Source organism: Streptomyces sp. NPDC029292 (genome assembly GCF_055569295.1).
In genome coordinates this window covers 110,974-123,301 of record NZ_JBVHXR010000010.1, presented here as the reverse complement: position 1 = coordinate 123,301, position 12,328 = coordinate 110,974, and the positions used below count along the sequence as shown (strand labels likewise).

Below are 12,328 nucleotides of genomic sequence, written 5' to 3'. Positions count from 1 at the left end.
CGGCGGCGTGTCCGATGCGGCTGACGTGTCCCGATCCTGAGGGGGCTCAGCCGCCCAGCTTGTCCAGGTCCAGGATCTTGCCGGTGGGGGTCTTGGCCGGGACCGGCTTGTTGTACTCGCTGAAGGTGAGGGTGCCCGGGTCCTTGGCGGAGATGCTGTCGACCTGCAGCAGGTAGGGCTTGCCTTCGGTGGCGACGTACAGGGTGTAGCGGTCCTTGCCGTCCTTCTCGTGCAGGACGATCGCCGGGGTGCCGTCGACGGTGGTGGTCTTGCCCCGGGTGGCGTCGGAGTTCACGTCCTCGGCGCCGGCGAGCACGGTGTCGAGATCGCAGAAGCTCGCGATGTCCTTGGCGTCGGAGCCGGTCGCGGACATCTTGGTCCACTTGCCGGCCAGCAGTTCCACCACCCCGTCGGTCTCCGACTTGGACTGGCCCTTGCCCTGGGCGCGCAGGAACGCCTCGTCGTACTTCATGTAGACGGTGTCGCCGGTCTTGACGAGATCGGCCTTGCCCTGGCCGTCGATGCTCATCGTGCCGGCGCACTCGCCCTTCTTGTTGAGGGCCATGTCGATCCGGATCGTGCCGCCGTCCTCCTCGTCGGGGATGTCGCCCTTCATCCGGAGCGAGGTGGCTCCCGTGGTGGCCTTCACGGCACGGTCGGCGATCTCGCCCCCGGTCAGCCCGGCGAACGGGCCCTTCGGCTTGCTGTCCGCCTTGCTCTCGCCGGGCAGGCAGCCGGTGAGGCCCGCGGTGGCCGCGGCGGCGAGGCAGAGGGCGACAAGTGCGGTGCGACGCATGAGAGTTCCTTGAAGTGATGTGAGGTGAGAGGTGAAGACGTGGGGGGAGCGGGGGTGTGGGGGGAGTGGGAGGTAGGGAAGGTGGGGACGTCCGGGTGGGCGGGCGATGTCAGCCGGTCTTCTTCCAGTCCCCGCAGCCCGAGGTCTTGAAGTAGCCGTCGCCGGCGCTGATGGTGACGACGGCCGTACCGGTCACGTTGTTGTTGGCCACGATCGAGTTCATGGAGTGCGAGGCGTCCTTGGCGCGCTCCCAGTAGCACATGTCGTCGGTGTTGCCGGTGGACTTGTAGGTGCCGGGAGCGATGTCGGCGCCGACTCTGTACATACCGCCGTTGCCCTTGAAGTGCGCGGCCGGTGTACCGGACGCTTTCGCGTCGACGGCCTCCCAGTCCTTGCAGCCGGAGGACTTGAAGAGCTTGTCGCTCGCCAGGATCGTCACGTAACTGGTGCCGCTGACGTTGTCGTTGGCGATCAGGGAGTCCAGCTCGCCGGAGGCGTCCTTGGCGCGCTCCCAGTAGCACATGTCGTCGGTGTTGCCCGTGGTCCGGTAGGTGCCGGGCTTGACGTCCGTACCGACCTGGAAGTCGCCGTCGCCCTTGAACGCGGCCTTCTTCTCGGCCTTGCCCGCGCCCGTCTTGCCGCCCGTCTTGGCGTTGGCCTTCTTGCCGGACTCGCGCTCGGCGGAGGCGGAGGTGTCCTTGCCCTTGTCGCCGGACCCGCCGTCGCCGTTGTTGCCGGCGTTCGCCGACACCGCACCGATGACGACCACACCCACGACGGCCCCCAGCGCGATCTTGCCCTTCATACCCATGACAGGCCCCTCCCCAAGGGTGGCAACCGCTTCTTGTCGGCGGTTGCCGTTCGATGGGTCAATAAGAGCAGAGCTTGTGAACCGAGTCAACACGATTCACGCGGAAGGTTGTGTACACGCATGTGAAGCGGTAGATCTTGCGTACGTCGGTATGCTCGGCTCACAGGCGACGCCAGCAGTGACGTCGGCGGTGACGCCGCAGACCAGGACGAGGGGAGCCGGGCGGGTGCAGGACAATGCGACAGAGGTGACCGCTGCCGGAATCGCACGGCTCGCCGGGGTAGGCCGCGCCGCCGTCAGCAACTGGCGCCGCCGCCACGCCGACTTCCCCAAGCCGGTCGGCGGCACCGAGACCAGCCCCTCCTTCGCACTCGCCGAAGTCGAGGCGTGGCTGCGCGACCAGGGCAAACTCGCCGAGGTCCCGCTGCGCGAACGCGTCTGGCAGCAGCTCGCCGGACACCCCGAAGGGCCCGTCACCGCCCTTGTGCACGCCGGCTGCGCCCTGCTGCTCATCCACGACCGCCCCACCGTCTGGCTGGAACTGAGCGCGGGCTCCGACGAACGCCTCGCCGCCCTGCTGCCCGCCGCGCTCGACCAGGTGATCACCCCCCGCTTCGGCCCGCCCCGCGAGCGTGCTGTGAACACCCCGACCGGTCCCGAGCTCCTCCCGTCCGGCCCGCTCCTGCGCGGCGCCGCCGAGCTCGCCGCCGAGCTGGGCGCGCGGCAGACGTACGAGTTCCTGCTGGGGCGGTACCTCGACGCCAACCCGCGCCAGTACACGCTCACCCCGGGCGGCCTCGCCGCGCTGATGGCCGAACTCGCGGGACCCGCACGCACGGCGCTCGATCCGGCGTGCGGAACCGGCGCACTCCTGCGCGCGGTGGCGCCCAAGCCGGACCAAGAGCTGTACGCCCAGGACAGCGCCCCCGAACTGGCCGCGCTGACCGGGCTGCGGCTCGCCCTGCACACGAAAGCCGGCGTGCGCACGGGTGCGGGGGACAGCCTGCGCGCCGACGCCTACGACGACCTCACGGCCGACGTGGTGCTGTGCCACCCGCCGTTCAACGAGCGCAACTGGGGGCACGACGAACTGGCGTACGACGCCCGCTGGGAGTACGGCTTCCCGGCCCGTACCGAGTCGGAACTGGCCTGGGTGCAGCACGCGCTGGCCCACCTCAAGGACGGCGGCAGCGCCGTCCTGCTCATGCCCCCGGCCGCCGCCTCCCGCCGTTCGGGCCGTCGTATCCGCGCCGACCTGTTGCGCCGCGGCGCGCTGCGCGCCGTGATCGCCCTGCCGATCGGGGCTGCGCCCCCGTACAACATCCCGCTCCATCTGTGGGTGCTGCGCCGCCCTGAAAAGGCTCCCGCGCAGCCCGAGTTGCTGCTCGTGGACACCGGCGCGCTGGCCGCCGACGGCCGGGGCGGTCTCGACTGGGAGGCCGTGCGTGCCGCGGTCCTCGACGCCTGGCGGCCCTTCGAGCGCACCGGGACCGCACAGGAGGAGCCGGGGTTCAGCCGTGCGATGCCCGTCATCGAACTCCTCGACGACGACGTCGACCTGGCCCCCGCGCGTCATCTGCCGCCGGCCGCCGCGGGCGGTGGCACCGAGCGGCTCGCGACCGTACGCGAACGCCTCGGCGAGACCCTCCGTCTGACCGCCGACCTCACGCCCCCCGAGGCGCAGCACACGCAGCCCGCGCGCTGGCCGCTCATCACCGTCGGCGAACTCGCGCGCGGGGGCGCGTTGTTGCTGCGCACGGGCGGAAATGGCGCCCCCGCGCGCGTGCCGGTGCTCACCGACCACGACGTGCTCGCCGGAACCGCACCCTCTGGAACCCTCCCCGAAGGGGAGGAAGAAGCCGTGCTGGTCGAGACGGGCGATGTCGTCGTCCCCGTGCTGGGCGGCGGCTCCATCGCGCGCGTGGTCGACGAGAAGACGGCCGGAGCCGCCCTGGGGCGCAACCTCACGCTCCTGCGCCCAGATCCGGGCGCGCTCGACCCGTGGTTCCTGGCCGGATTCCTGCGCGGCACCGCCAACAACCGCCAGGCCAGCAGCTACGCGTCCACCGCCACCCGGCTCGACGTGCGCCGCCTCCAGCTGCCCCGGCTGCCGCTGGAGGAGCAGCGCCGCTACGGCGAACGGTTCCGCGCGCTCGCCGAGTTCGAGGACGCGATCCGGCGCGCGGGCCGTCTCGGGGAGCAGCTGGTGCGCGGCATGTACGACGGGTTGACGGACGGGACGGTCGCGCCCGGCTGACGCCTGTGGGGCGGGCGAAGTGATCAGCACGACAACGGTTCGGTACAACCCGGGACCGGTTGTCCTTGTCGGCCTATACGCTCGGACTTCGAACTCGTCCGCACGTCCTCATCAGGCCTCCAGGAGCAGCCATGCAAGGCCACGGCCAGGCGCAGCCGGTGAAGCCACCACCCCCGACCGGGTGGCTGGTCTTCCTGCGCTTGCTCTTCGTGGTGATCTCGGTGTTCAGCATCGGCTTCCTCGCCTGGACGATGATGCTGAGGCTGGCGATCGTGACCCGCAAGTCGCTCGACTGGGGGCTGTTCGTGGCCGTGCTCGCGGCCGAGGCCCTCAGCCTCGTCCTGCTCGGTACGGAGCCCGGCGAGGAGATCCACACCGCGGGCGGCTGGACGGGCCTCGCCCTGCTCCTGGGCACGCTCGTGATCACGATCTCGTACTACCTCTCGGCGGACATACGCCACTTCCACCAGCTCCGCTTCACCGGGTACGTACCGCCGCAGCAGCCCCCGGCGCCCGCGTACGGCTATCCGCAGCAGCCGCCGCCGTACACCGCCACGACGGCTCCGCAGACCCCCGTACCGCAGATCTCGATGCCGCAGACCCCGATACCGCAGACCCCCATGCCGCCGATACCCCAGCCGCCCGTGCCCTCCCCGCCGCTCCAGCGCCCCGCGCCCGCCCGGATCGACCAGGTGCGCGCCGAGCTCGACGAGCTCAGTGACTACCTGCGCAAGCACGACGGCCACCACGAGGACGGCAGGTGACCGTGGCGACGGGGCGTGTGGTCGCCGAGCGCTATGAACTGTCCACGCTCATCGGACAGGGCGGCATGGGCCAGGTCTGGACGGCCTACGACCAGCGCCTGGACCGGCGCGTGGCCGTCAAGCTGCTTCGCCCCGACAAGGTCGCGGGCCAGGAGGCCGACGAACTGCGCCGCCGCTTCGTGCGCGAGTGCCGGGTCACCGCGCAGGTCGACCACCCCGGGCTGGTCACGGTCCACGACGCGGGCAGCGAGGGCGAGGAGCTGTTCCTCGTCATGCAGTACGTCGACGGGGCCGACCTCTCCGACCACCTCGCCGAGCACGACCCCTACCCCTGGCAGTGGGCGGTCGCGGTCGCCGCGCAACTGTGCGCCGTGCTGAGCGCCGTGCACGCCGTGCCGATCGTCCACCGCGACCTCAAACCGCGCAACGTGATGGTCAAGCAGGACGGCACGGTCACCGTCCTCGACCTCGGCGTGGCGTCGGTGATGGATACGGACACCACGCGTCTGACCCACACCGGTTCGCCCATCGGCTCGCCCGCCTACATGGCCCCCGAGCAGGCGATGGGCGGCGCGGTCGGCCCGTACACGGACCTGTACGCACTCGGCGTACTCCTGCACGAACTCCTCAGCGGAGACGTGCCGTTCTCGGGTTCGACAGCCCTCGGTGTGCTGCACCGCCACCTCTACGAGCCGCCGCTCCCGGTGCGCCGTCTGCGCCCCGAGGTGCCGCCCGCCCTGGAGGGCCTGGTCCTGCGCCTGCTCTCCAAGGACCCGCAGCACCGGCCGGCGTCCGCGCAGGAGACGTACGAGCAACTGCTCCCGCTGCTGCCCGCGCGCGGCATGCCAACGGGCGCCCCCCTGGACCCCACACGCCCCTTCCTGCGCCCGCACGCCCCCTGGCCGGACCGTGCGCGGACGCCCGCGCCCCAGCCGCAGGCCGCCCCGGCCGTCGAGAAGCCCGACGTCGCGGGCGCCGTCGACGAGGTCAAGCGGCTGCTCGGCGAGGGGCGCATCACGCAGGCCGTCGACATCCTCGGTTCGATCCTCCCCGCGGCCGCCGCCGAGCACGGGGAGCACTCGCCCGTCGTACGCACCCTGCGCAAGCAGTACGCCGCCACGCTCATGGACGACGGCCAGTACCGGCGCGCGCTGCCCGAACTGCGCCGTCTCGCCGACGAACGCGCCGCCGAGGCGGGCCAGGCCGACCCGCAGTCCCTGCGCTTCCGCTACGAGGCCGCCCAGTGCCTGGAACAGCTCGGCGAGCCCGCCGCGGCGCTCGCGGAGTACCGCGCGCTGCTGCCGTACTACGAGAACCAGTACGTCGCCGGAGACCCCGAAATCTCCCTCGAAGTCCGCCGCCGCATCGGCCACTTGCTGCTCGCCCTCGGCGACCGCGGCGCCGCCCACGACACCCTTGCCCGGCTGCTGCACGACGTGGAGCGGCTGCGCGGGCCCGGGTATCCCATGGCGGCGGAAATCCGGCGGACGCTGCAGTGGCTGGGGCAGGTACGGGGCTGACCGCGGCGCCCTGCACCCGATCGGCCACAGGTTTTGCGCCACCTTGGCCGAAGCTTGTGGTGATCAAGGTGCAGGGTTTCCCGAACACGGATGCGACGTCGGCTAAGTTGCGATCCGTTTCCGCGTCGTACGAGACAGACAGGTCGTACGAGACGCACAGTCGGCGCACAAACAGCCTGTGCACAACCAGGGGTGGGGTCACTCATGTCCAGCCATCGGCATTCGAAGAAGCGCAGATACGTGGCGTGGGGGGCGGCAGGCGCCGCCGTGGTCGCAGGAGCCGGGATCGCCGCGCAGGCCTCGATGGCCGCCACCACGTGGCCCGCGCAGAACACGTACACCGGCCGCGCCTTCGACACCTGCGCCGCGCCCTCGCTCTCCGCGATGAAGGCCTGGCACACCGGCTTCTACGGCGCCGCCGCCGTCTACATCGGCGGCAAGAACCGCGGCTGCAGCCAGCCCAACCTCACCGCCTCCTGGGTGAAGTCGGTCAGCACCGTCGGCTGGAAACTCATCCCCCTGTACGTCGGCGCCCAGCCGTCCTGCCAGACCGGTTCCAGCCCCGAGAAGATCACCGCCGCCACCGCCGCCTCGCTCGGAGCCAGCGACGGTGCGGACGCGGTGGCCAAGGCCTCCGCCCTCGGCATGAAGGCCGGCAGCCCGGTCTACCTGGACATGGAGTCGTACGACACCACCGACACGGCCTGCAACAACGCCGTGCTGACGTACGTACGCGCCTTCGACAAGGCCCTGCACGCCAAGACGTACCGCACCGGCTTCTACGGCTTCACCAGCTCCAGCGCCAAGGCCATCGCCAACGCGACCGACAAGACGGACCTGCCGGGCAACCTCTGGTACGCGCTGTGGGACAAGACGAACACCACGACCACGGACTGGCCGTGGGGCTCCACCCAGTACACCAATCACAGCCGCGCCCACCAGTACATGGTGAACAGCAAGGAGTCGCGCGGCGGTTACACGATCACCGTGGACCGGGACGCGTGGGACGCGCCGGTGGCGATCACGGGCTGAGGACGCCGCCCGAGGACGAGGTGACGGTGCGGCGGTGCCCGAAGTCGTTGCGAATCGTTGGTCGAATGGGTGGCCGAGAGCTGGGCCACTGCCTACCATCGATCACCGCAAGACTTTGTGCACCGTCGCACAATCTCCTCGGGAGGCTTCCTTGCACCGCCGCCGTCGCACCGCGCTCGTCCTCTCCGCCGCGATCGTCGCCGCGGCCCCCCTCCTCACCGCGTGCGGCAGCGATGCGCATCCCGGCGCCGCGGCCGTCGTCGGCGGCCGGCGGATCACGGTCGCGCAGCTGGAGAGCCGGGTGAACGAGGTGCGCGCGGCACAGCGGGCCGCCACCCAGGACGACGCCCAGTACGAGCAGGCCATGGCCAAGACCGGCAGCCTCGCCCGCGACACCCTGCACGGCATGGTCCTCGACCAGGTCCTGGACCGGGCCGCGAAGAACGCGGGCGTGAGCGTCACCCGCAAGGACACCCAGCAGATGCGGGCCGCCCTCGAGCAACAGGCGGGCGGTTCGAAGGCGCTGGAGACGGCATGGCTGCAGCAGTACGGAGTGGTGCCGACGCGCCTCGACGACAGCCTCCGCACCGAGATCGAGGCCCAGAAACTGGCCGCCACGCTCGGCGCCGACATGAACACCACCGAGGGCAAGAGCACGTTCTGGAAGGCGATGGCCGCCGCGTCCAAGGAACTCCACGTCGGCCTGAACCCGCGCTACGGCGCCTGGGACGTCCAGAAGAGCAGCCGCGTCGACGCGAAGACGCCGTGGCTGCGGGAGGTCACGGCGGCGGGGACGCAGCAGACGACGTAGCGGGGTCCGGGCGCGGGGCTGTGGATAAACGGTTCGGCCGGGCGGCTCGCGGATAGGGTGGTGCGGCTGTCCCCCCACGCGCGGACTGACGGGCCGGCCGCGACTGGTTGCCCCGCCTGAGCGTGGGCCGGCTGCCACGGGTTGCCCCGCCTGGCGCGTGGGCCGCCCGGCCGGCCTGTGGATAACTGCTGGGGCTGTCGGTGGTGTGGGTTACGTTCGAGGGGTGAACGCAACCAGCTTCGACGGCGCCCCGGACGCGACCGGCCCCGACGCCCCCGGGACCTCCACCGCCCCCGGCCGTATCGTCCTGCTCACCACCAGCCACCGTGTCGCGCCCGGACTCCTGTCCTGGCCCGCCTGGCAGGCGCTGCGCGGCGCCGACCAGGTCCTGTGCGCGGACGGCGCGCACCCGCAGCTGCCGTATCTGCGCGAGGCCGGTATCACCGTCGACGAGGCGTCCCCGACCGCCCAGGAGCTGATCGACGCCTGCGCGGGCGACCGCACACTGGTCGTCGTCGCCACCGGCGAAGGCGAGCCGCGGCTCACCGACGGCCTCGCCCGCCTCGCCGGTTCCGGCCGCATACAGATGCCGGACCTGGAGCTGCTCCCCGCCTCGTACGACCTTCCCGGCGCCCGCCTCCTCGACCTCGTCCAGGTCATGGACCGCATCCGCGCCGAGTGCCCCTGGTCGTCCCAGCAGACCCACAAGGGCCTGGCGAAGTACGGCATCGAGGAGGCGTACGAGCTCGTCGAGGCGATCGAGGAGGGTGACCGGGACGAGCTGAGGGAGGAGCTCGGCGACGTCCTGCTCCAGGTCGTCTTCCACGCCCGGATCGCCGAGGAGGACGAGGACGCCCCGTTCTCCATCGACGACGTGGCGGGCGGCATCGTCAGCAAGCTGATCCACCGCCACCCCCATGTCTTCGGCGACGAGACGGCCACGACCCCCGAGGAGGTCAAGGAGCACTGGCTGCGCACCAAGGCCGAGGAGAAGCAGCGGACATCCGTGACGGAGGGCATCCCACTGGGCCAGCCGGGCCTGGCACTGGCGGCGAAACTGGCATCCCGGGTGCGTACGGCGGGACTTGAGGTCGGGCTTCCACGAGGCGAGGGCGTCGGGTACGAGCTGCTGGCCATAGCCGCGCGCGCCGAGGCCGAGGGCGTGGACCCGGAGGCGGCGCTACGGGCCGCGGCGCGGGCGTACCGGGACGCGATCCGAGCGACGGAGGGCTCTGGGACAGCCTCCGACGACTCCGACGACTCCGAAGGCCTTGACGACTTTGAGCGCTCTGAGGGCTCTGAGGAGGGGGAGGCCTGACGGGCGGGTGCCGGAGTTACGCGCGCGGGGCGCGGCCCGACGGGTTGTGCCAGCTCGGCTGCGGACGCTCGAGCAGCCACTCCGCCGCGCCCATGGGGCGGGGGCGCCCCTGACCGGTCAACGGCAGGACGTCGTGGAACACCCGCTCGGCCGGGGTGCCCAGCGTGGGCAGCGCGTCGCCGATCCCTTCGACGAGCTGGGGCGGACCGGCCAGATAGACGTCGTGCTGGGCCCACCCGGCCCGGTTGCCCAACGCGGTCAGGAGCCGCTCCGTCGCCTGCGCCTTGGGCCGGCCCGGCGCGGGGGTGATGACCGTGACGGCGAGCCGGGGAAGCCGGGCACGCAACTGCTCGACGGCGCCCCGGTCGTAGAGGTACGAGGTGTCGCGGGCGACGAGGAACAGCCGGACCTCGTGCTCCTCGTCGAGCTGCTCCAGCAGCGCCTTGACGGGCGCCCATCCGGTGCCGGCCGCGATGAGGGTCAGCGGCCGTTCCACGGGCGTCCGCAAGGTCAGCCCGCCGCCGGGCGCACCGAGCCGCAGGACGTCTCCCTCCCGTGTCTGCCGGACGAGGGCGGTGGAGAGCACCCCGTCCTCGACCCGGCTGATGTGCAGGTCGACGGTGTGGTCGGGGCGGGGCGCGTTGCCCAGCGAGTACGGCCGCCAGATGCCCGGCAGATGCGGGGCGTTGACACTGACGTACTGGCCGGGGACGTACGGGAGCCGCTGCCGCGGTCGCAAGGTCAGGACGACGAGATCGTCGCCGTGCCGGGTCCGGGCGACGACCTCGGCGTCCCACCACGGCGGTTCACCCTCGTGCTGCGACTCCCACGCGCCCTGCAGCATGACGTTCGTGATCGCCCCGTACGCCTCGGCCCAGGCCTTCTCGACCTCCGCGTTCCACGCCGACCCCGCGACGAAGGTGAACGCGGCGATCAGGCTGGCCCCCACGGCGGCGTAGTGCTCCGGCTCCGCCAGATACTTCCGGTGGTCCCGCCCCAGTTCCCGTAAGTACCCCGGCAGCCGCGGATCCTCCAGCCGTTCCATCACATACGTGAGTGCCGCGAACAGCCTGTCCCGCTGCCGCTCCATGTCCTCCGGGAAGTTCAGCGGAAACAGCCCGCGGACGTCCGGGTTGTGCCGGAACAGATGCGAGTAGAAGTACTTGACCGCGAACTCGGCCCGTCTCTCGACTACCGCGAAGCTGGATCTGAGTATTTCGGGGTCCACTGCGTGAATGTAGGGAGGTGTCGAGCCGCCGGGTCAAACAGCAGGTGATTTGCGGACAGCCTGGGGTGAAGCGGGTGAGGGGTGGGGGAGGGCGGGGTGAGTACCGTTGGGCCTGGCTGTCCGGGAACAAGGGGGCTTGGTGGAACGGGAGTTGACGGCGCCGGCGAAGGTCATCGTGGCGGCGATGGCGACGGAGGAGTGGGAGCGGCTCAGCGAGCGTCTCGTCCCTGCCCTGGGCGAATGCGGCGTCCGGCAACTCTCCGGATCCCGTCAAGGAGTGACCAACAGCGAGCACCGTCCGGACGCGGGTCGCGCGGCCCGCGATCCGCACCGGTCAGTCGGCGGTGAACTCCACAGGGAGGTTCCGCAGCCCGCGCATGATCAGGCCGCCTCGCCAGCGCAAGTCCGCTGGATCGGCGGCAAGCCGGAGATCGGGTAGACGGCGTAGCAAGGTGGCCAGTGCGGTGCGGCCTTCGAGGCGGGCGAGCGGGGCGCCGATGCAGTAGTGGATGCCGTGTCCGTAGCCGAGGTGCTGGTTGTCCCTGCGGGAGAGGTCGAGTGTGTCCGGTTCGTCGAAACGGGCGGGATCACGATCGGCAGCGGCGAGGACCACAAGCACGGGATCACCAGAAGCGATGCGTTGTCCGCCGATTTCGAGGGGTTCGGTTGCGTAGCGCCAGGTGGCCAGTTCGACGGGGCCGTCGTAACGGAGGAGCTCTTCGATGCCGGTGTCGAGCAGTTCCTGTTCGCCGCGTTCGATCGACTTCTGTAGTTGCGCTCGCTGCTCTGGGTTGCGCAGCAGCGCGTACGTGCCGTTGCCGATCAAGTTAATAACGGTCTCAAAACCTGCGAACAACAGTACGAAACACATGGCCGCGGCTTCGTTCTCGGTGAGGTGCTCGCCGTGGTCGGAGGCGCGGATGAGCCCGGAGATGAGGTCTTCGCCGGGGCCGGGGGCGTCCGGGAGCGCCTCCCGCTTGCGGTGGATCAGCTCGGCGAGATAGGCGCGCATCTTCTTCACGGACCGCGCGACACCGCCCCTCGGCCCGCCCTGGTGCCGGATCATCATGCCCGCCCAGTCCCGGAAGTCGTCCTGGTCCTCGCGGGGGACGCCGAGCAGGTCACAGATGGCGTAGATGGGGAGGGGGAACGCGAACTCGTGGATGAGGTCGGCGCTTCCGGTCTGCGCGAACTGGTCGATGAGGTGGTCGGTCAGCTCTTGGACGCGGGGCGCGAATTCGGCCACTCGGCGGGGTGTGAACGCCTTGGAGACGAGCCGACGGAGCCGCGTGTGGTCCGGCGGGTCGATGTTGAGCAGGTGGGTCATGAGGTTGGCGCTGCGCTCGCCGGGGATGCCCGTCTTGCTCTTGCCGTGGGCGTCCTCGGAATGGTGCACGGGATTCTTGGAGAGCCGCTGGTCGGCGAGCGCCTGCTTGGCGTCTGGGTACCGGGTGACCAGCCAGGCCTCCACCCCGCTGGGGAGGGTGGTGCGGTGCACGGGCGAATGCTCGCGGAGCCACGCGTAGGCAGGGTAGGGGTCGGTGGCGAATTCCCAGGTGAAGAGTCCGGGTTCGATATGCGGGGCGTTCACGGAGCGACGGTACCGGGAGCCGTGTTGCGTGGGTGAGGAGGCCGAACTGTGCAATTCCCCTTCAAAAGGCCGTGTACGGGACCTGGCTGTCGAACGGGTGGGCAGCTCCCGGAGATAGGGAGAAGTGCGAGAGGAGCGCCGTCGAGTTCACATTGCTGTTCGGCGGAGCCGGGAAATTCGCACGCGCGTGCTGGATGGAT

General features: G+C 70.8%; 10 protein-coding genes. 6 read left to right on the top strand and 4 right to left on the bottom strand.

Annotation, left to right across the window (positions count from 1 at the left end; all coding sequences use genetic code 11):
- Positions 1–46 precede the first annotated feature (46 nt).
- Together ACZ4WS_RS22615 and ACZ4WS_RS22610 are read right to left on the bottom strand one after the other, a co-directional pair.
- A complete protein-coding gene (locus ACZ4WS_RS22615; protein WP_467982947.1) occupies positions 47–796 on the bottom strand; it encodes a LolA-like protein in 750 nt (249 codons plus the stop codon).
- 109 nt (positions 797–905) lie between these two features.
- Positions 906–1,607, bottom strand: coding sequence for a hypothetical protein (locus ACZ4WS_RS22610; protein ID WP_467982945.1), 702 nt, complete (start codon positions 1,605–1,607; stop codon positions 906–908).
- A 226-nt stretch (positions 1,608–1,833) separates the two neighbouring features.
- Here ACZ4WS_RS22610 and ACZ4WS_RS22605 point away from each other — a divergent pair, with 226 nt between their 5' ends.
- From ACZ4WS_RS22605 to ACZ4WS_RS22580, 6 genes are all read left to right on the top strand, one after another.
- Positions 1,834–3,864 carry an N-6 DNA methylase gene (locus tag ACZ4WS_RS22605; RefSeq protein ID WP_467982941.1) on the top strand — a complete coding sequence of 677 codons (2,031 nt, stop codon included), beginning with the start codon at positions 1,834–1,836 and terminating at the stop codon, positions 3,862–3,864.
- Positions 3,865–3,995: 131 nt separating this feature from the next.
- Entirely contained in the window at positions 3,996–4,628 is a 633-nt protein-coding gene (locus tag ACZ4WS_RS22600; protein ID WP_467982940.1) for a hypothetical protein, read from the top strand.
- A gap of 38 nt (positions 4,629–4,666) precedes the next feature.
- Complete coding sequence (locus ACZ4WS_RS22595; RefSeq protein ID WP_467983185.1) at positions 4,667–6,148, top strand: protein kinase domain-containing protein; 1,482 nt, start codon at positions 4,667–4,669, stop codon at positions 6,146–6,148.
- 204 nt (positions 6,149–6,352) lie between these two features.
- Positions 6,353–7,180 carry a glycoside hydrolase domain-containing protein gene (locus ACZ4WS_RS22590; protein ID WP_467982937.1) on the top strand — a complete coding sequence of 276 codons (828 nt, stop codon included), beginning with the start codon at positions 6,353–6,355 and terminating at the stop codon, positions 7,178–7,180.
- A 151-nt stretch (positions 7,181–7,331) separates the two neighbouring features.
- Positions 7,332–7,991 (top strand): SurA N-terminal domain-containing protein, encoded by a 660-nt coding sequence (locus tag ACZ4WS_RS22585; protein ID WP_467982935.1) that lies wholly within the window; start codon positions 7,332–7,334, stop codon positions 7,989–7,991.
- A 223-nt stretch (positions 7,992–8,214) separates the two neighbouring features.
- Positions 8,215–9,309, top strand: a complete 1,095-nt coding sequence (locus ACZ4WS_RS22580; RefSeq protein ID WP_467982934.1) for a nucleoside triphosphate pyrophosphohydrolase — start codon at positions 8,215–8,217, stop codon at positions 9,307–9,309.
- Positions 9,310–9,325: 16 nt separating this feature from the next.
- Here the strand turns inward: ACZ4WS_RS22580 and ACZ4WS_RS22575 are convergent, their stop codons facing one another.
- Positions 9,326–10,537 carry a globin domain-containing protein gene (locus tag ACZ4WS_RS22575; RefSeq protein ID WP_467982932.1) on the bottom strand — a complete coding sequence of 404 codons (1,212 nt, stop codon included), beginning with the start codon at positions 10,535–10,537 and terminating at the stop codon, positions 9,326–9,328.
- 334 nt (positions 10,538–10,871) lie between these two features.
- Positions 10,872–12,128, bottom strand: coding sequence for a cytochrome P450 family protein (locus ACZ4WS_RS22570; protein ID WP_467982929.1), 1,257 nt, complete (start codon positions 12,126–12,128; stop codon positions 10,872–10,874).
- Positions 12,129–12,328 lie beyond the last annotated feature (200 nt).